Annotated in this window: 17 protein-coding genes; 10 read left to right on the forward strand and 7 right to left on the reverse strand. The window is 52.2% G+C overall.

Annotation, left to right across the window (positions count from 1 at the left end):
• Positions 1–19: 19 nt before the first annotated feature.
• From R2K28_RS03240 to zapE, 9 genes are all read left to right on the forward strand, one after another.
• The gene (locus R2K28_RS03240) at positions 20–400 is read left to right on the forward strand and encodes a hypothetical protein (RefSeq protein ID WP_316367963.1); all 381 of its coding nucleotides are present in this window, start codon (positions 20–22) and stop codon (positions 398–400) included.
• 100 nt (positions 401–500) lie between these two features.
• A complete protein-coding gene (locus R2K28_RS03245) occupies positions 501–1,199 on the forward strand; it encodes a rhodanese-like domain-containing protein (protein ID WP_316367964.1) in 699 nt (232 codons plus the stop codon).
• A 117-nt stretch (positions 1,200–1,316) separates the two neighbouring features.
• Positions 1,317–1,700 carry a twitching motility response regulator PilG gene (pilG, locus tag R2K28_RS03250; RefSeq protein WP_116444474.1) on the forward strand — a complete coding sequence of 128 codons (384 nt, stop codon included), beginning with the start codon at positions 1,317–1,319 and terminating at the stop codon, positions 1,698–1,700.
• 64 nt (positions 1,701–1,764) lie between these two features.
• Positions 1,765–2,199 (forward strand): response regulator, encoded by a 435-nt coding sequence (locus R2K28_RS03255; RefSeq protein ID WP_316369673.1) that lies wholly within the window; start codon positions 1,765–1,767, stop codon positions 2,197–2,199.
• Complete coding sequence (locus R2K28_RS03260; protein ID WP_316367965.1) at positions 2,192–2,764, forward strand: chemotaxis protein CheW; 573 nt, start codon at positions 2,192–2,194, stop codon at positions 2,762–2,764. The genes R2K28_RS03255 and R2K28_RS03260 overlap by 8 nt, the downstream gene beginning before the upstream one ends.
• A gap of 55 nt (positions 2,765–2,819) precedes the next feature.
• Positions 2,820–4,859: a methyl-accepting chemotaxis protein gene (locus R2K28_RS03265; RefSeq protein WP_316367966.1), complete on the forward strand. Its 2,040-nt coding sequence runs from the start codon at positions 2,820–2,822 to the stop codon at positions 4,857–4,859.
• An 84-nt stretch (positions 4,860–4,943) separates the two neighbouring features.
• Positions 4,944–11,933, forward strand: a complete 6,990-nt coding sequence (locus tag R2K28_RS03270; protein WP_316367967.1) for a hybrid sensor histidine kinase/response regulator — start codon at positions 4,944–4,946, stop codon at positions 11,931–11,933.
• Positions 11,930–12,397: a chemotaxis protein CheW gene (locus tag R2K28_RS03275; protein ID WP_316367968.1), complete on the forward strand. Its 468-nt coding sequence runs from the start codon at positions 11,930–11,932 to the stop codon at positions 12,395–12,397. The genes R2K28_RS03270 and R2K28_RS03275 overlap by 4 nt, the downstream gene beginning before the upstream one ends.
• A 23-nt stretch (positions 12,398–12,420) precedes the next feature.
• A complete protein-coding gene (zapE, locus tag R2K28_RS03280; RefSeq protein ID WP_316367969.1) occupies positions 12,421–13,494 on the forward strand; it encodes a cell division protein ZapE in 1,074 nt (357 codons plus the stop codon).
• A gap of 3 nt (positions 13,495–13,497) precedes the next feature.
• Here zapE and R2K28_RS03285 read toward each other — a convergent pair whose 3' ends face one another.
• From R2K28_RS03285 to rsxA, 7 genes are read right to left on the reverse strand one after another with little or no spacing between them, the layout of a single operon-like run.
• Positions 13,498–14,232: a 16S rRNA (uracil(1498)-N(3))-methyltransferase gene (locus tag R2K28_RS03285; protein ID WP_316367970.1), complete on the reverse strand. Its 735-nt coding sequence runs from the start codon at positions 14,230–14,232 to the stop codon at positions 13,498–13,500.
• Positions 14,233–14,259: 27 nt separating this feature from the next.
• Positions 14,260–14,955 carry an electron transport complex subunit E gene (locus tag R2K28_RS03290; protein WP_316367971.1) on the reverse strand — a complete coding sequence of 232 codons (696 nt, stop codon included), beginning with the start codon at positions 14,953–14,955 and terminating at the stop codon, positions 14,260–14,262.
• A 3-nt stretch (positions 14,956–14,958) separates the two neighbouring features.
• Entirely contained in the window at positions 14,959–15,597 is a 639-nt protein-coding gene (rsxG, locus tag R2K28_RS03295) for an electron transport complex subunit RsxG (protein WP_316367972.1), read from the reverse strand.
• Positions 15,590–16,633: an electron transport complex subunit RsxD gene (gene rsxD, locus R2K28_RS03300; RefSeq protein WP_316367974.1), complete on the reverse strand. Its 1,044-nt coding sequence runs from the start codon at positions 16,631–16,633 to the stop codon at positions 15,590–15,592. The genes rsxG and rsxD overlap by 8 nt, the downstream gene beginning before the upstream one ends.
• Positions 16,633–18,336 carry an electron transport complex subunit RsxC gene (rsxC, locus tag R2K28_RS03305; RefSeq protein WP_316367975.1) on the reverse strand — a complete coding sequence of 568 codons (1,704 nt, stop codon included), beginning with the start codon at positions 18,334–18,336 and terminating at the stop codon, positions 16,633–16,635. The genes rsxD and rsxC overlap by 1 nt, the downstream gene beginning before the upstream one ends.
• Before the next feature lie 5 nt (positions 18,337–18,341).
• On the reverse strand, positions 18,342–18,920 hold the full coding sequence (rsxB, locus tag R2K28_RS03310) for an electron transport complex subunit RsxB (RefSeq protein WP_316367977.1): 579 nt from the start codon (positions 18,918–18,920) through the stop codon (positions 18,342–18,344).
• A gap of 13 nt (positions 18,921–18,933) precedes the next feature.
• Entirely contained in the window at positions 18,934–19,515 is a 582-nt protein-coding gene (gene rsxA, locus R2K28_RS03315) for an electron transport complex subunit RsxA (protein WP_116446371.1), read from the reverse strand.
• 301 nt (positions 19,516–19,816) lie between these two features.
• Between rsxA and R2K28_RS03320 the strand changes: the two genes are divergently transcribed.
• Positions 19,817–21,094 (forward strand): bifunctional O-acetylhomoserine aminocarboxypropyltransferase/cysteine synthase, encoded by a 1,278-nt coding sequence (locus R2K28_RS03320; RefSeq protein ID WP_316367980.1) that lies wholly within the window; start codon positions 19,817–19,819, stop codon positions 21,092–21,094.
• Positions 21,095–21,359 lie beyond the last annotated feature (265 nt).

The following is a 21,359-nucleotide window of genomic DNA, read 5'->3' on the forward strand; positions in this document are numbered from 1 at the left end:
CATTATGAGGTGTGTTGCGATGGCGACACGGTCCGCCCGTATCACATGCGAATTTTATATCTTGTTGAAAAACAAGATTTTTGCGCTGTGCACAATGCTCTTATTCATGCAGTTCAGCATCGCTGAAGAGGATCCATACCTATCAGCCATATCGATTGAGGCTGAAAAGGTGGAATCAACTGAAACCACCCTGAAAAGTGAAGCTGACGATCCTGGGGGGGTTGAGGGGCCGAGTTTACAGGCATTTGAGGATGATCTTAGAGCAAGCTACATGGGGAGCTTTACTTTCTACAAGAAATTACCGCGGCGTTCTCGCGAAGAGGTTTTTGAAGAGTACAAAGGTGGGGCGTCAATCGATGAAATACGTAAGAAAATTATGGATCGTTTCCTCAGCCAATAGATTGATATGTAGGGTTTAGATGTCCATAAGTACTATATTTCAAGGCTCGGTTGGGCAACAAAGAAGGGTCATCTACATGAGAAGATTTCAATCTGGAACCATGGCAGTCTTGATATCGATCTTGTCGTTGCAGGCATTTGCGGATGAGCCGCAGGCTGGAAAGGAACTGGAAATCAAGCTCACTGGTAATCAATCCTATCTTCACGTCATCCATAAGGGGCAGTCGGTGAGGGTTCAACGGGTCCAGGACCCTGAATATGTGCTCAAGGGCTACTATGCAAAGACTGCCCGGAAATGCCCGCCGTTCTGCCTTCAGCCCATGCAGGTGGATCCCAGGGTGGCTACGGTCGGTGAGGTTGAGCTGTTCGACTTTATGCAGACGACATTGCGTGATGACCGGGGATTCCTGATTGATGCCCGTACCCCTGAATGGTTTGAACGTGGCACCATCCCCGGATCGATCAACATACCTTTTACTGTACTCAGCAAAGTAGGTACGCCTGAGAATGATGATGCGTTGAAGCTTTTCGGGGGTAAGTCCAGGGGTGAGGTTGGTGCTTTCTCCCGCAAGCTTGAGAAAATGGGCATTATCAATAGCGAAGGAAAAACGGATAAATGGGATTTCAGCAATGCCAAAGAGCTCGTTCTCTGGTGTAATGGTCCGGAATGCGGGCAATCTCCCAGGGCTATCAAAGGGCTCTTGAGTGTGGGTTACCCAGCCAACAAAATTTTTTACTACAGAGGTGGTATGCAATTGTGGCAGCTGTGGGGACTGACAACCGTGGTGCCGGAAGGATGAACCTCTGTGCTTTAGTGCATCGTCAGATTGCTGGGTTCTCTTGCGACCCCGGCTTTGATGCAGATTTTATTAGGTCCGTGACATGAGGGTTTTGATGTGAGCGGTGATGAGAATGCAATGGACATCTCCGGTGTAAAGGTCATGGTCATCGATGATAGTAAAACTATCCGAAGGACAGCCGAAAGCCTTTTGAAGAAGGCAGGGTGTGAAGTCACAACTGCCACAGATGGTTTCGAAGCGTTGGCGAAGATTGCCGATCACCATCCGGATGTGATTTTCGTCGATATCATGATGCCGCGGCTCGATGGCTACCAGACATGTGCCCTGATCAAACATAACGATGTCTTCAAGAATATTCCTGTGATCATGCTCTCGAGCAAGGATGGACTGTTCGACAGGGCTCGTGGACGCATTGTCGGATCGGAGCAGTACCTTACCAAGCCGTTTACCAAGGATGAATTACTCGGAGCAATCAAACGCTATGTCAATCATGCAGCATGACTTTTTAAAGACATCTTGACATCAGCCGATAAGGCAGGAAACCACCGGATAGAGAAAGACGATGATGAAAAATATATTTCGCAAGGGTCGCGAACAATCCGTCGAAACTGATGTGCCGGTGTCGACTCACACAAAGGCCAGGGTTCTGGTGGTCGATGATTCGCCTACTGAGATCCATATCTTCAAAAAAATCCTGGAAAAACAAGGATATCAAATACTTGTAGCGAAGGATGGCCAAGAAGGTGTCGATATAGCCATGCAGGAACTGCCTGACATCATACTCATGGATGTGGTGATGCCCGTCCTGAACGGCTTCCAGGCCACCAGACAGCTGAAAAATAATGACTCCACGGCAAATATACCGGTCATTATGGTTACCACCAAGGGTCAGCAGACAGATAAAAACTGGGGTATGCGCCAAGGTGCCACGGAATACTTGGTAAAACCTGTGGCCCCTGCTGAATTGCTGAATAAGATCAAGGCGTTGATCGATGCCTGATACAACCCTTGCGCCTGCCGCTTCGCTTGAGACACCACAAGCTGTAGTGGAGCTTCTCGCGGAACTGGAACAGCGCTGTAGGGATAGAGCCTATGGTCTCCCACAGCAGAAGCTGATACAGAGCTATTGGGAAGGCGTGATGTTCTATGTCGGGGATGACCGATTCGTCGCCCCATTGAGTAGTGTGAAAGAGATTCTCAACCATCCCTCTTCATTAACGCCCGTACCAGGTTCCAAGCCCTGGATGATGGGAGTGGCGAATGTACGCGGGACTCTTATTCCGGTAGTTGACCTACAGCTCTATCTCATCGGTAAAAGAACCCGGCATGGCAGACGCAGCCGGGTGCTTGTGATCACCCTGGGAAGTGGATTCACCGGGGTTTTGGTAGGTGAGATGGTCGGCATGCGTCATTTTGCCAGGGAGACTGCGAGAAAGACGCATTTCACAGACGATAAATTTTTAAAATATGTTCAATTCGAATTTGATCAGGATGGCATGACTTGGCCGGTTTTCAGTCTCTCCGCATTGGCGGAAGATTCAGGCTTTCAGATTGCTGCGACCTGATGCAAGCTGAAAATCGGATCGAGGACATGGGCTTTAGCTTTCGGGAGAATTTAGAATGAAAGGTAGACGCGCGGGTAGTACGTTGCCCTCCAACAAGGTAATCACCATATTTGCCGTACTGGTTTTGGTGAGTCTAGTCCTTGCACTCGTAACTTTCTTGCACACCACCCAGCGTGAGTCCTATGACGAGCAGTACCTTATCCGTGCTGCCGAGCAGCAGGTACTGGCTCAGCGAATTGCAAAGTATGCGATTTCCGCTGCTCGTGGTGAGCTCCAATCCTTCGTGCCTTTGAAGCAGAGTCGAGACCGCTTCGACAATATCATGTGGGAGCTGAAAAATGGTGCCAAGAGCGAGGGGCTTCCGGCTTCACCCATTGAGGTTATGCCGGCATTGCGGAGTCTGGAAAACAGCTGGCTGGAACTGAAGGGGAATATCGATGAAATTGTAAAAGCCCAGGAGAATATTCTGGCGATCGATGAGTTCTCGGCGATCATATCTGAGTTCGTTCCCCAGTTGCAGGAGTTGTCAGAAGAATTGGCTGAGGTTTTGATCAACAGTAATGCGCCAAGGCGTCAAATCTATATCGCCACTGAACAGGAGATGTTGATCCAACGCATCAACTCGAATGTAAATCTGGTGCTTGAAGGCGGTCAGGAGACCGCTGCTGCGATTGACCAATTCAGCCGAGATGCCGATTATTTCGGTCGTATCCTGCAGGGATTGATCAATGGCGATAAAGAGTTGGGTATTGCTAAGGTTACTGACAAAATCGCCAAGCAGAGACTGGCGGATGTCTCCACCTTGTTTGCGACAATAAACGACAATTCGACTGAGATTATCAGCAATATCCCTGATGTACTGCCCGCCCTTGAGGCGGCATCCGTGGTCAACGGTTCATCCGATAGTGTGAGTAATGCAGCAGAAGAGTTGATCGCGGCATTTGGTGAGTCTCCGGGACGTTTCTCAATCCTTGGAATAAAGGCAGGCCCCGGGATGATCGCTGTGTTCGGTGCGGCGGCGGTACTGTTTCTGGTGGTGTTGGGTGTGCAATTGATTATGGATGCACAACGTCGGGAGCAGGCAAGTAAGAGACAGAACGAAGCAAACCAGAAAGCTATCCTCCAGCTGCTCGACGAGATGGGCGATCTGGCGGATGGTGACTTGACCGTTACAGCAAGTGTTACCGAAGACATTACCGGTGCGATTGCCGACTCCATCAACTACGCTATTGAAGCCTTGCGGGAACTGGTAACCACCATCAATACCACCTCTGAACAGGTATCCGGCGCTACCCAAGAGAGTCGCGCCACTGCCATGCATCTCGCCGAGGCCAGTGAGCATCAAGCGGAGCAGATCACTCAGGCCAATGAGTCGATCAAGACGATGACCCAGGCCATTGATCAGATGTCCCAGGATGCTACCGAGTCAGCGGAAGTTGCCAAACGCTCGGTGGAGATCGCCAGTACAGGTGCGGACACCGTGCGCAATACCATCACCGGTATGGACAATATTCGTGAACAGATCCAGGAAACCTCAAAACGTATCAAGCGTCTGGGTGAGAGTTCACAAGAGATCGGTGATATCGTCGAACTGATCGATGATATTGCTGACCAGACGAATATTCTGGCCTTGAATGCAGCCATGCAAGCGGCCATGGCCGGTGAAGCGGGTCGCGGTTTCGCGGTGGTTGCGGACGAGGTACAGCGTCTTGCTGAACGTTCAATCAACGCCACCAAACAGATTGAGGCCCTGGTTAAAACCATTCAGGCTGATACCAACGAGGCGGTAACCTCAATGGAGGCGAGTACCTCAGGTGTTGTCAAGGGGGCAACATTGGCAGAGGATGCTGGTGAAGCGCTGAAAGAGATTGAAAGTGTATCCCAATATATCGCCGACCTGACAGGTAAGATCTCCTCATCTGCACAGGATCAGTCATCTCAGTCGGTGACTGTCAAGGATACCATGAGTGTTATTCAGGAGATCACCAACCAGACATCTGAAGGCACCCATCAAACGGCTAACTCGATCGGTATGTTGGCTGATCTCTCCGATCAGTTGCAGAAGTCTGTTGCTGGTTTCCGGTTGCCGTCCTAAAGGCGGAGAACTTCGATCGATGCATGAGCATTTGCGAATGGCCATAATTATCCCATCCACCATTCTGATTGGAGTGCGCCAAGTATGAGTAATGCGCAAGATTTTGGTGCTCTGAATTGGGTCAAGGATGAGTTGGATGTCTCCATTCGGCATGCCCGACAGGCCCTTGAAGCCCACGTAGAGTCACCGGGAGACGGCAGTTCACTTGCTATCTGTGGTGACCATCTGCATCAGATTGCCAGGGTGTTGCAAATGGTTCAGGTATATGGACCCAGCATGCTCACCGAAGAGATGGAGCTGGTGGTCCGAGACATGGCGGAGGGTGTCGTCAGGCAGGAGGAGGATGCAGCCGAGGCCTTGATGTTGGCGCTTATTCAGCTACCCGATTACCTGGAGAAGTTACAGGGCGGTGATGCGGACATTCCAATGATTATTCTGCCTTTGCTGAATGATCTGCGCGCAGTACGGGATGCTCCGCTGCTGTCGGAAGCGGCGCTGTTCAAACCTGAGATAGATACGGCAAGGGCTACTGGTGACGTCAATGATGAGTTACCGAAATACGCCAGACAAATCAGGCAGAAATATCATTTAGGCTTGCTTAGTTGGTATCGTAAACGGGATACCGTTCATGGCTGGCCGCTGTTGCGAGATGTTTTTGCCACCCTGCATCAGCATGCAGGGACTGAATCGGCACACCATCTGTTCTGGGTGGCAGAAGGCCTGATGCATGGCCTGATCGATGGAACAATCGCCCCCGGCATCGCCGTCAAGCAGCTGTTCAGTCGTCTCGATCGTAAGGTGAAAGCGATTATCGATGGTGGTGAGCAGGCGCTGGTCGAGAAGCCACCTGAGGCACTGCTGAAGAATCTGCTCTATTACATTGCACGGGCGCAATCCGATGACCCGTTGATCAAAGAGATTAAAGAAGCCTATAACTTGGATTCTGTCATGCCCAGTGAGGCTGAATTGACAGAAGGCAGATTGGGTTTGACCGGTTCCAATGCGGAATTGGCGGAATCGATCAAGGATGCGGTTGGTAATGAATTGACCCGTATCAAGGATATTCTCGATCTATTCATGCGGGATGAAAAGCCCGACATGGAGATGCTGGGACATCTGGAGGCCCCAATCAGGAAACTGGCGGATACCCTTGGCATGATCGGTCAAGGTGCATTGCGGTCACGGCTAATCCGGCAAGCAGATAAGGTAAAGAATTTTGTTGAACAGGAAATCTCGCCCGAAGAGTTTGAACTCATGGAGATGGCGGGAGATATTCTGTATGTGGAGTCATCCCTCAGTACCCTGCATACATTCCAGCCAGCCAGGGAGGAAGCGCCAAGCGAAGAAGAGTTGGGGCAGACGCTCCCAGATGGCGAATATCAGAACCTGATCAAGCAGACAGTCAGAGAAGCAAAGGTAGAGATTGCCAAGGCCAAGGAGGCGATCATCAGCTTCACTGAGGCCACGGATAACATTTCGGTTTTACACAACGTCTACGAGTGTTTCAGACGGGTGGAAGGTGCACTGAATATGCTCAACCTGCGTGAGGCTGCTGATTTGATGTCTCATACAGGTGTGTTTGTACAATCCTATCTGATCGAAGGCGAACACATTCCGGAACGTCAGCAACTAAATTCGCTGGCGGATGTGGTTAGTAGTATTGAGTACTATCTTGAGACTCTGGTTGACGGCGCCGGTAATCGTCAGGAGATCCTGGCAATCGCTCAGGCTGCATTGAATGATCTGCAAAAAGTGAGTGGTGTCCAGGTTACGCCATATACCCAGCCGGCGGAAAATATCCAACTTGAAGAGTCGGCCGATCACACAGAAGGCATTGAGCTGGATGAGGAAGAGGTCTCTGATCTTGAGCTGGGTGAAAGCAGTCTGCAGATTGAACAGCCACAGCCAGAGGTCGAAATCATTCCGCTGCAAGGTGAGGGTTCGGCGCCTGAGCAAGAGGCGGAAGTTCGTGTGCCAGAGCCAGAACCAGAACCAGAACCAGAAATTGCCTCGGTGGATAAACCGGTGCTCGAGGACATCGATCCTGAGATTCTTGAAATCTTCACTGAAGAGGCCCAAGAAGAGTTGGAGGCAATCCGGGAATACCTGCCACAGTGGCAACGGGATCAGAATAACAGAGAAGCACTGAATACGTTTCGACGCTCCTTCCATACACTGAAGGGAAGTGGACGCCTGGTTGGTGCAAAGGTGATCGGTGAGTTGGCTTGGGCGGTTGAAAATATGTTGAACCGCTTGATCGATGAGACCATCAAGGTCAACCCGGACATGATGGATCTGTTGAATCGAGTGGTCGATTCACTACCCGAGCTGATCAGCTGTCAGGAGAGGGGGGTTTATCCCGATATTGATGTTGAGTTTATACAGCGTCAGGCCTATGCGTTGGCAGAGGGCAAACCCATGCCAACGGCCGATGCAGAACCTCTAATTGATACGGATACACAACCGTCAGAAATAGTTGAAGATGCCTTGAGTGAAGCTTCCAGTCTGGTTGCTCAGGATGAACAAGCGGAGGTGGAAGCGGCTGATAGCGGAACTGAGTCTGAACAGGAATTTGAAACCCTGCTCGACGACCTCTCCAGCCTGGAAATAGATACCGACAGGTCTGATTTTTCAGGTCTCGATTCTGAACAGGATAGTGATACCGATAACCCTGTAATAGAAGCAGCCACGGATGTTGAAGAGCCAGTTTCGGAACAGATGACCGAGGAGGATTTACTCGAGGATTTCACCGATTCTGATTTAGAGATCGAGATAGATTCAGAGCTGCTCGATGTATTTGCTGAAGAGTCTGAGGAGCATCTGCTTGAGATAGAGCAATTCATCAATGGGGTAAGAGACGGGAAAACAGAGGTACTGATACCGGAAGAAGTAGTGCGTGCCTGCCATACCCTGCATGGCAGTGCGCATATGGCGGGTATATCGCCAATCGCTATGCTCAGCGATGCAATGGAAGCCTATGCCAGAGTCTTGCATGAGGGTCGACATGTTGCCGATGAAAGCGTTCTTGAACTGATTGGCGGTAGCGTTGGGTACATTCGGAAGCTACTCAGCTGGTTGCCGGAAGAGAGCCTGCCAGAACCCCATATAGACACCTACATTAGTGGCTTGCGGAGCGCGCGAGAACAGCTGGAGGGTGAGGAGCTGGCAATAACCGAAGCGCAGTCTGAACCTGTCGCGCCCGAGACGCCGGTGATAGATGAATTGGGCTCCGAGTCAGAAGCTGAACTTGAACTGCCTGTTGAGGAAGGTGGGGAAGCTGCTGATGTAGAGCTGATGAACGAGTCTGCGACCGGGGAACTCGAGGAGCCGGTTGTCGACGACAATATCGTGCCATTTCAATTGGATGAAGATTCGCAGCCTGACGAGGTGGAGATTGAACTGTCCGAATCTCATGAGGATTCAGCTCAGGAGGTGAATGAATCCAACCTGGTGAACCTGCCAAGTTACCAGCTAGACGAAGACCTGTTTGAGGTTGATGGGGATGAGGAACTAGTTGAGATCTTCGTCGAAGAGGGACGGGAGATATTGGAGAATCTCGAGCAGTGCTATAACAATTGGATTGAATCACCCCTGGACGGCAGTGTCGTGGACGAATTCAAGCGTTCACTGCACACCCTTAAAGGGAGTTCCAGATTAGCGGGCATCAATCCAATTGGAGATTTAAGCCATAGTCTGGAAAACTTTTTCGAACGCATATCCCGCGAAGAGATCAAGCCGGAATCGTCCCTACAGAACATGGTGCGTCAGACCTTGGATATCCTGGCGACCCAGGTCGATGACACCGAACGAGAAGGGAAGCTGCGCTACTCAACCCAACTGCTATCCGATCTGGAGGCCCCTGTCACCAGTACGGGCCTGCAGGAGACTGCGCAGAGTGAAGGCGAGGATGAGTCATTTGAGGAGGAGATGCAGCTTATCGAGGCAGAGGATGAAATCCTCGATGATGAGTCTCTCCAGGATGAGGAATCGAGTCTTGATGCTGAACAGGTGGAAGCGGTAGACACCTCCTCATACTATGATGAGCCGATGAGCTTTCTCCATGATGGAGATCTGTTCGAAGTGAGTGAGGATCCGGAGCTGGTTGAGATCTTCTTGGAGGAGTCACGTGAATTGCTGGAAGCCCTGGAGGAGAATTATAAACTCTGGAATGAGAATCGGGCTGACCATAAAGGTCTGGATGGGATGCAACGGACGTTGCACACCATCAAGGGAAGTTCACGCCTGGCCGGGATCGAACCTGTGGGTGACCTTAGTCATGCAATGGAGTCTTTGCTGAACGCAGTGGTCAGGGGGCAGATAGAAGCTACAGATAGCGTATTTGGAGTCACACGACAGGCAATCGATTTAATTGCCACTCAAATAGATGATGTCGCAACCACCGGTAAGATTCATCGAGCTGATTTGTTGATAGAGCGGATCCAGGAAATTATCGATAGCGTATCATTGGAAGAGGATTCGATTGAAGAACTCTTAGATCCGGAAGTACAGGATGAACTGGAAGAGTTTGAAGAGAGTGTTGATGAGGTAGATGAAGCAGCTCCAAGTGAGGAAGACCTGGAAATTCCGTTCGAGAGCTTCAATATTGATGGTGTAAATGAGCAGGCAGCCGAGCAAACTGATGATTCTTTCATGCTCGCGCATGATGATGTGCTACTGGATGTGGGAGAAGATGAAGAGCTGATACAGATCTTCATCGAAGAGGCGAAGGAGTTCATCGAACATATCGAGAGCAGTTACCAGCAATGGTTCGAAAATGTCGAAGATCATGCTGCAATCGAAGGCGTGCAACGAAATCTTCACACCTTGAAAGGTAGTGCGCGACTGGCCGGTATCATGCCGGTGGGTGATCTCAGTCACTCCATCGAGTCGGTGATGACAGCCATCGTTGAAAAAGAGATCGATCCGATTGATATGGTCACAGATGCGTTAAGGCATGCCATTGATCACTTGGCTCAACAGATCGATACAATTGCAAAATCCGGTAAAGTTCCCGCCTCGGACACCGAGGTAGAGCAATTGCAAAACTTGCTTGGTGGAGAGCCTACACCTTCTCATGCGGATTTGGTTGAAGCGATCCAGGAAGTGCAGGAAAGCGAAGTCAGCGAGCAATTGGAAAAGGTAGAGACTGTTGAATCGGCAACAGTGCTTCCGTTCAACGAAGAGATTGCAAAGCTGCTCGAACCGGACAAGAAAGAGGATGAGGAGAGTTTTAAGCCTACCAAGGAGCAGGTGCGTGTCAATGCGGATCTCATGGATCGCCTGGTTAATCATGCGGGTGAAGTGAGTATCTACAGGGCAAGACTGGAACAACAGAACAGTGTGCTTGGGTTCAACCTGTCAGAGTTGGAACAGACTGTATCTCGATTGCATACTCAATTGAGAAACCTGGAAATAGAAACCGAGGCACAGATCATCTACCGCTGGGAACGCGAGCATGAAGATGATCGCGAAAAGACCGAGTTCGACCCACTCGAACTGGATAGATTTTCTACCATGCAGCAGCTCTCAAGGGCCTTGATGGAGACGGTCAATGACCTAGGGAACATCAATGAATCACTGCGAGACCTGCAGCGTGAAACAGACACACTTCTGCTGCAACAGTCGCGCATCTCCACCGATCTCCAGGATGGTCTGCTGCGTACCCGTATGGTGCCGTTCGCGCAATTGGTACCGAGGATGCAGCGCCTGGTCCGTCAGACCGCGGGTCAATTGGGCAAGAAGGCCAATCTTGAGTGTTTTGGCGTTGAAGGTGAATTGGATCGAAGCATCCTTAATCGAATGGTGCCGGTGCTTGAACATCTGTTGCGTAATTCGGTTTCGCACGGTGTCGAATTTCCCGAAGATAGACAGAAGGCCGGGAAACAGGAGGTAGGCAGAGTTTCCCTCTATCTCGATCGCGAGGCGACCGATGTACTGATCACTCTTTCCGATGATGGAAGAGGATTGGATATCGAAGCGATCCGCAAGCGTGCGTTGGAACAGAACATGATCGATGCCAACGCCGAGATTAGCGACGATGACCTGATTCAATGTGTATTGCTGCCAGGGTTCAGTACCGCCAAAGAGGTTACTCAGATCTCGGGGCGTGGCGTCGGCCTTGATGTGGTGACCAGTGAGGTTAAACAGCTGGGTGGATCTCTGGAGATCGATTCCCAACCTGGTCGCGGAACCAGTTTTATCATCAGGTTGCCACTAACCCTGGCAATCTCAGATGCCCTGCTGGTGCGTGCCGGGGAAGAGATCTATGCAGTTCCCCATGGCAGCATTTCGGGTGTGGTGAGGATTCGCCGTCAAGAGCTGCTGGCATGTTACGAGGGAGGGGGTAAAGGTTTTAATTACGGCGCTAAGAACTACAAGGTGAATTACCTTGGCAGTATGATGGGGATGGGCAAGCATGATATACCTGAAACGACACGCTGGCTGCCTCTATTGTTATTGCAAACAGGCGATCATCAGGCAGCATTACAGGTCGACGAACTGCTTGGAAGCAGACAGGTCGTAGTCAAGTCGCTGGGTAAACAGGTTGGTAGTGTACGCTGGATTACCGGCGGCACTATTCTTGCCGATGGCAGGGTTGCCCTGATTCTTGATCTCGCTGCCCTGGTGCGTATGGATGCTACCCACGCAACATCTCCGCTCAGCCTGGTCAGCGAGAAACCGGAGAAGCGGGTTGAGGATCAATTGCGGGTTATGGTGGTGGATGACTCCATCACCGTGCGTAAAGTCACCAGCCGCTTGCTTGAACGGCATGATATGGAAGTGGTTACCGCAAAGGATGGTGTGGAAGCCGTTGCGCTTTTACAGGAACAGGTGCCAGATATAATGTTGCTGGATATCGAGATGCCGCGCATGGATGGCTTCGAGTTGGCGCGCCATATTAACAACTCTGTCGATTACTATGGCTTACCGATCATCATGATCTCCTCTCGAGTGGGTGATAAGCACCGTAAACGCGCAGTGGATCTGGGCGTCAAGCGCTGCCTTGGAAAACCCTACCAAGAGAGCGAGTTGCTGGATAATATCAACGAAGTCCTGGCGGAAAGCAGATCATGAGCGAAACCGCTGTCAAGGAGGTCAGAAGTGTCCTCATTCCACTCCATGAACGACAACTCCTATTGCCCAATGCAGTCATTGCCGAAGTGATTGGATTTCAGCAACCGGAACCGCCAGAAGCGGGAAGGCCGGATTGGTTCGTGGGGAGTTATGTCTGGCGGGGTGTGGTCATTCCAATCGTCTCTTTCGAGGGTATGCTTGGAGACCGGGTGGTTATACCCGGGAATCGTGGCAGAATCATGGTCATGAATACGCTGGGCCAGCATGAAAGGATTACCCATATAGGCCTACTGGTTCAGGCCATTCCAAGCCTTGTCAGAGTGGGTGCCAACAACGTCACGCCGGTCAATCCCGAAGATGATCTTGATCCGCTGATTAAACAGCAGGTTGAGTTGGACCTGAGTCCGGCAATGATACCTGACCTGGATGAGATCGAGCGACAAGTTATAGATGTCGCAACCTGATACCTGCCTCCTATTCATTCCCCTTGTCTCTTCATCGACGCTACACAGAGCAGCTGCAAAAAAACGGTTTTAAACCTGACTCCCATCAGGAGGCTGTAGTCACCGCCTTCGATCGGCTCGCAAGGGAATTGCAGCGGAAAAAAAGATCCAGTGGTTGGTTTTGGCAAAAGCGGGAGATACCGGTAGAGGGTATCTATCTTTGGGGAGGAGTGGGCCGGGGTAAAACCTGGTTGATGGATCTGTTCTTTACACACTACAAGGAAGTCGGTGTCGAACGCCACCACTTTCACAGTTTTATGCGGCAAATCCATAAACAGTTGCAGCAGCTCGAGGGTGAAAGTGCGCCACTGGAATTGATCGCTGATGAAATGACGCACCGAATGCGGGTGTTGTGTTTCGATGAGTTCAACGTTATCGATATCGGCGATGCAATGTTGATGCGAGGCCTGCTGGCAGCATTGGAAAAATCGGGAATAACTCTGGTGACAACCTCCAATCGTCATCCCGATGAACTCTATCCTGGGGGTATACAGCGTGAAAGCTTTCTGCCTGCCATCGATATCCTGAAACGAAACAATCATGTGATTGAGTTGATGGGAGACGATGATTACCGACTGCAGTTGTTCGAGGAGTCAACCGTCTACCATACGCCATTAGGCGACAACGCGGCGCAAAAGATGAGTCGGGAGTTCGGGCGTCTGGTAAGTGGTGAGATAGTGAGCAGGGAGCGCTTTTCCGTCCCGGGTCGGCCGATCCGGTTTGTCAAGCGTGCCAACGGTGTTATCTGGTGTGACTTCAATGCCTTGTGTGGTCCCCCGCGCTGGCAGAACGACTACCTTGAGTTGGCGCGCTGTCACCATACGGTGTTTATCTCGGATATTCCCTATCTCGATGGCACCTGGGATGATCGCACGCGACGTTTTATAAATCTGGTGGATGTTTTTTATGACCAAAAGGTCAATCTGGTTCTGAGTGCGGAGGATCAACCGGAAAGACTCTATACAGGTACCCGCCTGACATTTGAGTTCAAGCGTACGGCGAGCCGTTTGAAAGAGATGCAATCAGCCGCTTACCTGGAGACACCGCATATCGGTTGAACTTCAGTTGCAGAAATCACCCCAAAGCGTTTGTGCGGCGGCTATGCTTGCCAGTGGCGCTGTTTCGGTACGCATGATCCGCGGGCCCAGGCGAATCCCGATAAAACCCTTCTGCACCGCGAATTGGCGCTCCCCACTGGTCAGTCCTCCTTCGGGACCAATGAGTATGCAGAGATTGGTTTGGGGAGGCTCTATCTGATGCAGAGTCAATTGGCTGCGGTGATCGAGCAAAATAGAGGTTCCGGCCTCGGTATGGCTCAATGCATCCCCATACTCCAACGCTTTATCGATGACTGGTATGCGGCAGCGTCCCGACTGCTCACAGGCATTGATAATGATGCGGCGCCAATGAATCAGCCGACTGGCGCTCTTTTTCTCATTCAGCTTGACCACGCAGCGCTCGGTTAAGAGCGGTGTTATTCGACTCACCCCAAGTTCGGTTGCCTTCTGGATGGCGAAATCCATGCGCTCGCTGCGGGATAAGCCAAGCAGGAGGTGAATCGCCAATCTGCTTTCCGCTTCATGCCGGAGTGCTTCACCGATGCTGGCCACTACCTGTTGTTTGCTGACCTGAATAAGGGTTGCGGCATGCTCTTCGCCATTCGCGTTGAACAGGACAACATCATCTCCAGAGCGAAGTCTCAATACCTGGTGAATATGGTGTGACGGGTCCTCCTCAAGGGTAATCTGCGAATCCCTCTGCAGATTTTGAGAAGTGAAGAATCGATGCACTCGCATGTTGCGGCCTGACAAAGTTTAAAGGTGCTATGTATTTGCTATGCCTTCGGCGCCTTCGGGATAGTCTGATTTCTCAACCGCCCTGGCGGCGAGGCGTTGGTCGATCAGGTTCTTGAACATGATCAACAGTCCCAATCCGATAAACGCGCCAGGGGGAAGTATCGCTATCAGCATACCTGGAAAATTTTCAATCCTGATGGTGAGGCCATGTGCAGCCTCACCAAACATCAGGTGTGCCTGATCGAATAGGGTTCCCTGCCCAATCAGTTCTCGCATCGCACCTAGGGTAAGCAGTACCAATGTGAAACCGATACCGATACTGATGCCGTCCACCAGTGAGCGGGAGAGGTTGTTTTTGGATGCAAAGGCCTCGGCCCGGCCGATGATGATGCAGTTGGTGACGATCAATGGGATGAAGATACCGAGTATCTTGTGCAACTCATGGAAATAGGCATTCATAGCCAATTCTATGGCGGTGACGAATGAGGCTATTACCAGGACAAACACAGGTAGGCGCACTTCCGGACGTACGAAATTACGTATCAGAGAGACAGTGGTATTTGAAGCAACCAGGACCGCTGTGGTCGCAAGCCCCAAGCCAAGGCCATTGATGGCTGTATTGCTCACGGCCAGGAGTGGGCACAGGCCAAGCAGGGCGACAAGTGCCTGGTTGTTGTGCCACAGTCCTTCGTTGATAAGGTCACGGTATCTTATTTCGGCCATCGCTTACCCCTCTTGCTGAATCGCTGCGGAACGATCATAGAGCGCATCTTTGTGGTCTTTCACATATAACAGCGTCTGTTTTACCGCTTTGACAATGGCGCGTGGCGTCACTGTGGCGCCTGTGAATTGATCGAATACCCCGCCATCCCGTTTGACCCCCCATTTTTTCAATCCTGGATTTGTTAGTGATTTGCCGTTGAAGCTATATACCCAGTCGGAACGGGACTCTTCTATCTTGTCGCCCAGACCAGGGGTTTCCTTGTGGCTGATCACTCTTACGCCACCCAATGTGCCATCGTATCGGACTGCCACCAGCAGTTTGATCGGTCCGCTGTAACCGTTGGGTACGATGCTGGTCAATACCGTGGCGACCGGCTGTTCCAGCTTGCGGCCCCGATAGACAGTCGTCGCATCTGAGCCGAGCAGATCACGCGCACTTACCGTGATCACATCAGCGATCATGTCGTTGTCGATGCTTTCCGGCGGTACAAGGGCGTGTAGTGAACGCAATAGGGTTTCACGCTCGTTCAGTGCGATACGTTCCTTGGTGAAGGCATGGGTCAGGGTTACCAGCGATGTACCTAATATGGCAAAGGATGCAAGTATTGCGGCCGCGATAAATATGGCATGTTGTTTATTCACGCTTCACCTCGCCATGCCCATAGGTTCGTGGGCGGGTATAGTAATCGATTGTCGGTGCTGCCATATTCATCAGCAGAACCGCAAAGGCCACGGCGTCCGGATACCCACCCCAGGTACGAATGATATACACAAGCACCCCGATTGAGGCACCATAGATCAACTGACCGGCACGGGTGGTACAGGCGGTTACCGGGTCGGTTGCGATAAAGAAGGCGCCGAGAATGGCTCCACCACTGAACAGATGAAACAGTGGAAATGGAAAGCTCTCGGCATCGAACAGCCAGAAGAGTGTGGCCATGCCGATCAGGCCGGAAAGAAACGCCAGGGGGATCTGCCAAGTGATGGTACGTTTATAGACCATCCAGATACCCCCCATAAGGAACCAGTTACCAACCCACTCCCAGCCCAGTCCGCCAAAATCTCCCCACAACGGGCTTTTCCGGATTTCACTGATCATATGGTTGAGGTCGAGATTGGTGCGCATCTGATCCAGTGGTGTGGCCATTGTGATGGCATCCAGCGTCACCTGATGCGGGAGAACACCGCTAAACTTGTAAGCCAGGATTTGTGATGGATTGAGCGGTTGCTCAGCCAAAATGAAAGGTGGCAGCCAACTGGTCATCTCCACTGGATAGGAGATCAGCAACAGGACATAGGCAGCCATGGCGGGGTTGAAGGGGTTGTAACCCAGGCCACCATACATCTGTTTGACCATGATGATGGCGAAGGCCATGCCCAGAATTACCAGCCACCAGGGTAGCAGGGGAGGGATTGCAATGGCGAAAAGCAGCGCGGTGACAATTGCGCTTAGATCTGACAATACCGGAAGTACGGGGCGTTTTCGCAGCTTGATTACCAGCGCCTCGAAGGCGGTTGCGGCGAGGACAGCCAATATAATATTGATCAGCACCCCCCAGCCGAAATAGAAGATCAAGGCAAGGATCCCCGGGATAAGTGCCAATACGACCTGCAGCATCACCTTATCGACCCGATTGATGTGCTTGGTGTGGGGTGAGCTGGTGGTATGGAATTCCATTATTCAGGATGCTCCTGTTGTTGCTCACTCTCCTTGTTGGCAACCTTGCGTCTATTATCGACCGCCTCTATCTGCGCCTGTTGGGCAGATGTCAGGTTATCGGTGTTTTTTGGTGTATGTTGCTGCTTGGCCTTTTTCTCGGCCGCTCTTTTCATGGCTGCTTCGATGGCCGCTTGTTTGGCATCCTCTGCACTAGTCTCCTGCTTGGGTTTGTCACCCTTTTTGGCCGCAGGCTTACTCTTAAGGTCCTGTTTCTTTTTACGCAATCTTGCTTTGCGTTCGGCTTCCAGTCGCTCCAGACGTGAGACCCGGAAGTCGTGCCGCTGTTTGGCGTGCTCGGATTTGCGCCGCTCCTTCTCCTGTGCCCAACTCTCTGCCTTGGCATAACGATAGTACTGGACCAGGGGTATATGGGATGGGCAGACATGGGAGCAACAGCCGCATTCGATACAGTCGAACAGGTTGTAATCCTGAACCTTGTCCAGATCCTTGGCACGGCTGTACCAATACATCTGCTGTGGCAACAGATTTGCCGGGCAGACGTCTGCACAGCGTCCACAACGGATGCATGCCCTGGCCGGTTGCGGCGGAGGGCTCTCGTGGGCGGTCGGGCAGAGCAGACAGTTGGCTCCCTTGGTTATCGGTACCTGATCAGTGGTCAAGTCGAATCCCATCATGGGACCACCCAGGATCAATTGCTGCGGCTGTTTTTCCATGTAGCCGCCTGCCTGGGCGATCAGATCACCGGCGAGTATACCCAGCGGGGCCTCAAAGTTGCCCGGTTCCCGGATCCCTTCCCCGGTGACTGTCACGATGCGGGATACCAATGGTCGACCTTCGAGTACCGCATCCGCTACAGCTGCGGTTGTGGCGACATTGTGGCAGATCACACCCACCTGGGCGGGCAATCCGGATGTGGGGACCTCACGTCCGGTAAGGATCCTGATCAACTGTTTTTCACCACCGCTCGGGTAGAGGGTCGGTATCCGCACAACCTCTATATTCTCCTCTTCGCGCAACTCCTGGAACATGGCAAGGATCGCTTCGGGTTTATTGTCCTCGATGGCGATCAGACACTCTTCACTCTGCAGCATATGCTGTAGTATGCGTGCACCTGCCATGACCCGTTGTGCATAGTCCTGCATCAATCTGTCGTCGCAGGTGATATAGGGTTCGCACTCGGCGCCATTGATGATCAGGGTCTTGATCGGTTTGCCCGGATTGAGTTTTATCGCGGAAGGGAAAGTGGCGCCACCCATGCCCACGATGCCTGATTCGCGTATACGTTGGCGCAAAACCTGGCTGTCGGCGGATCGAAAATCGGTGATCGGGTCGGGTAGCTCCCCCCATGTGTCATTACCATCCGGTTCGATGACGATGGATTGATCCACCAATCCAGAAGGATGAGGAACCCTATGTTCGCCGATATCAACCACCACACCCGAGGTGGATGCATGTAGGGGTGCGGAGACAGGGGCTGTTGAGTTGGCAATGACCTGTCCCTTCAGCACCTTGTCTCCGACAGCAACCAGGGGTTGTGCCTGGACACCGATATGCTGTTGCAGAGGCAGTACCAGTCGGTTCGGCAGGGTGGCGCGTTGCAACGGTTTTTGCAGTGAGATCTCTTTTTTCTCCGCTAGGTGCAGACCGCCGTGAAATCGCCAAAGCTCCCTGGTCTTGCCTTTTTTCGATTCAACATACATGGGATTCAGCCCGCCTTCTCGAGCACTTCGGAGGTTGCGATCGCTTGCACACCGCTGTATGGAAAGGGCCAGCGCCAGTTGCCTGTGCTTACTGGGATCGGCTCCATCACTATGCAGTCGACGGGGCAGGGGGGCAGGCAAAGCTCGCAACCGGTGCATTCATCGGTTATGACAACATGCATCTGTTTAGCGGCGCCAATAATAGCGTCCACCGGACAAGCCTGTAGGCAGAGAGTGCAGCCGATACACTCCTGCTCCTTGATCAGGGCGATGGCTTTCGCTTTCTCTTGGGTAGTATCTGCATCCAGGGGTACGGGATCCCGCCCCAGAAGGTCAGCCAGCGCAATCATGGTCGCTTCACCGCCTGGGGGACAGAGATTGATCTCTGATTCACCCCCGGCAATGGCCTCTGCATAGGGTCGACAGCCGGCAAAGCCACACTGACCGCACTGGGTCTGGGGTAACAGCTTTTCGATCTGATCGGTAATCGGGTCCCCTTCCACGTGAAAACGAATACTGGCATAACCCAGCAGCAGGCCGAACAGGGCGGCAAGGGCTGAGATGGTGAAGATGGCAACTAACATCGATTGGTGTTCCTTACACGCTGACCAATCCCGCGAAGCCCATGAATGCCATGGACATCAATCCGGCAGTAATCAATGCGATTGCGTTGCCTTGCAAGGGTTCAGGGACATCCGCGACGGTAACCCGCTCGCGAACACCGGCAAAAAGTACCAGGACCAGAGAGAAGCCCACCGCAGCGCCAAATCCGTAGAGTGCTGATTCGATGAAACCGTGTTGTTCCTGGGTATTGAGCAGGGCCACTCCAAGTACGGCACAATTGGTGGTTATCAGCGGTAGGAAGATACCCAGAACCTGATACAGCATGGGACTGGTTTTGTGCATGGCCATCTCAGTGAACTGGACCACTACTGCGATTACCAGGATGAAGGCGATGGTGCGTAGGAACTCCAAGCCCAGGGGAATCAGCAGATACTCGTTGACCAGATAGGAGCAGATGGCGGAGAGCGTGAGCACAAAAGTGGTGGCCAGGCCCATACCGGTCGCCGTTTCCAGCTTGCGCGAAACGCCCATGAATGGACACAATCCCAGAAATTTCACCAGGACAAAGTTATTCACCAGCACGGTGCTGATCAGGATTAGGGCGTACTCTTGCATAAAAAAGACCGAAAAATGCGTTATGGCGTAAGGATAAGCGGCTGTTGGAATCGTTACAACTCGTGTGTAATGGGTAATTTCACGCTACTATGCGTATCTATGCCATATACCGCATTGATATGCCGCAAATGGCGCGGAATGTGGTGAATAAAATTAGTGTTTCAGGCCCGAATTACAGGCCAGCACTCCCGCGAGGGGCAGAAAATTCAAAAAAAAAGCACTCTCCGGGGTGCATAATTCCATGCTCAACCGGGGTGATTAAAAACAAGCCATTACCAAAGATTGAGGATGAAGAGTAATCATGAAACTAGAATCATTGGCGCTACATGCCGGCTACGCATCGGAACCCACCACCAAGGCAGCTGCGGTTCCAATCTATCAGACCACCTCATATACCTTTGACGATACGCAACATGGTGCTGACCTGTTCGATCTGAAAGTGGCCGGCAACATCTACACCCGGATCATGAACCCTACCACGGCAGTGCTGGAGCAACGCCTGACCGAGATGGAGGGGGGGATAGGCTCCTTGGCAGTGGCCTCGGGGATGGCGGCCATCACCTATGCCATCCAGTGCATCGCCATGAGCGGTGACAATATCGTCAGCACCAGCCAACTCTACGGTGGCACCTACAACCTCTTTGCCCACACCTTCCCGCGGCAGGGCATCGAGGTGCGCATGGCCTCCTTCGATGAATACGAGAAACTGGAGGGCCTGATCGATGACAGAACCCGGGCGCTGTTCTGTGAATCCATCGGCAACCCGGCCGGTAACGTGGTGGACCTGGAGAGGCTGGCCGAGATCGCCCACCGCCATGGGGTGCCCCTGATCGTTGACAATACCGTGGCGACCCCCTATCTCTGCCGTGCCTTCGAACATGGGGCCGACATCATCGTCCACTCCCTGACCAAATATATCGGCGGCCACGGTACCTCTGTGGGCGGCATCATCGTCGACTCCGGCAAGTTCGACTGGGTGGCCAACAAGGAGCGCTTCCCCATGCTCAACGAGCCCGATCCCTCCTACCACGGGGTGGTCTACACCGAGGCCCTGGGAGAGGCGGCCTATATCGCCCGCTGTCGGGTGGTGCCCCTGCGCAATACCGGCTCGGCAATCTCGCCTCACAATGCCTTCCTCATCATGCAGGGCCTGGAGACCCTCGGTCTGCGCATGGAACGCCACTGCGAGAACAGCCTTAAGGTGGCGGAGTATCTGAAACAGCAGCCCCAGGTGAAGTGGGTCAACTATGCCGCCCTGCCGGAGAGCCCCCACTACGAGCGCTGCCGGAAGATCACCAAGGGCCAGGCCTCGGGCATCCTCAGCTTCGGCATCGAGGGGGGCATAGAGGCGGGCGCACGTTTCATCGACGCCTTGCAGATGATCCTGCGTCTGGTGAATATCGGCGACGCCAAGTCCCTGGCCTGTCATCCTGCATCCACCACCCATCGTCAGCTCAACGAAGAGGAGTTGGCGACCGCGGGTGTGAGTGCCGATATGGTGCGTCTCTCTATCGGGATTGAGCATGTGGATGACATCATTGCCGATATCAGCCAGGCGCTGGAAGCAGCGAAGGGGTGAGCACTTTCTCAGGTTATCTGGCTATACGTTGCAACAAGAATTGTCTTTGAACATCAGAAGATGTGGGTCGGGAAAGAATAAACCCGATCTCACCTTGGTCTGAACCAGCATTGGATATAGCTTAACTCGTACTGAAAATTGTTGTGGCGCACTATTATGGATTTTTGTCGAACAACGCGGTGCGTCTTGGCTGCATTCTGTTACAGCAAGGGCTGATAGAGTGATATGTTTAGTTGTGACATGCAGCAAGGTATATGGAATATGG

It is taken from the genome of Candidatus Thiodiazotropha sp. CDECU1, from assembly GCF_963455295.1.
GTDB lineage: Bacteria > Pseudomonadota > Gammaproteobacteria > Chromatiales > Chromatiaceae > Thiodiazotropha.

Coding starts and splice junctions, on each gene's coding strand:
- R2K28_RS03240 (WP_316367963.1), top strand. CDS start 20: ATGGCGACACGGTCCGCCCGTATCACATGCGAATTTTATATCTTGTTG.
- R2K28_RS03245 (WP_316367964.1), top strand. CDS start 501: ATGGCAGTCTTGATATCGATCTTGTCGTTGCAGGCATTTGCGGATGAG.
- pilG (WP_116444474.1), top strand. CDS start 1,317: ATGGACATCTCCGGTGTAAAGGTCATGGTCATCGATGATAGTAAAACT.
- R2K28_RS03255 (WP_316369673.1), top strand. CDS start 1,765: ATGAAAAATATATTTCGCAAGGGTCGCGAACAATCCGTCGAAACTGAT.
- R2K28_RS03260 (WP_316367965.1), top strand. CDS start 2,192: ATGCCTGATACAACCCTTGCGCCTGCCGCTTCGCTTGAGACACCACAA.
- R2K28_RS03265 (WP_316367966.1), top strand. CDS start 2,820: ATGAAAGGTAGACGCGCGGGTAGTACGTTGCCCTCCAACAAGGTAATC.
- R2K28_RS03270 (WP_316367967.1), top strand. CDS start 4,944: ATGAGTAATGCGCAAGATTTTGGTGCTCTGAATTGGGTCAAGGATGAG.
- R2K28_RS03275 (WP_316367968.1), top strand. CDS start 11,930: ATGAGCGAAACCGCTGTCAAGGAGGTCAGAAGTGTCCTCATTCCACTC.
- R2K28_RS03285 (WP_316367970.1), bottom strand. CDS start 14,232: ATGCGAGTGCATCGATTCTTCACTTCTCAAAATCTGCAGAGGGATTCG.
- R2K28_RS03290 (WP_316367971.1), bottom strand. CDS start 14,955: ATGGCCGAAATAAGATACCGTGACCTTATCAACGAAGGACTGTGGCAC.
- rsxD (WP_316367974.1), bottom strand. CDS start 16,633: ATGGAATTCCATACCACCAGCTCACCCCACACCAAGCACATCAATCGG.
- rsxC (WP_316367975.1), bottom strand. CDS start 18,336: ATGTATGTTGAATCGAAAAAAGGCAAGACCAGGGAGCTTTGGCGATTT.
- rsxB (WP_316367977.1), bottom strand. CDS start 18,920: ATGTTAGTTGCCATCTTCACCATCTCAGCCCTTGCCGCCCTGTTCGGC.
- rsxA (WP_116446371.1), bottom strand. CDS start 19,515: ATGCAAGAGTACGCCCTAATCCTGATCAGCACCGTGCTGGTGAATAAC.
- R2K28_RS03320 (WP_316367980.1), top strand. CDS start 19,817: ATGAAACTAGAATCATTGGCGCTACATGCCGGCTACGCATCGGAACCC.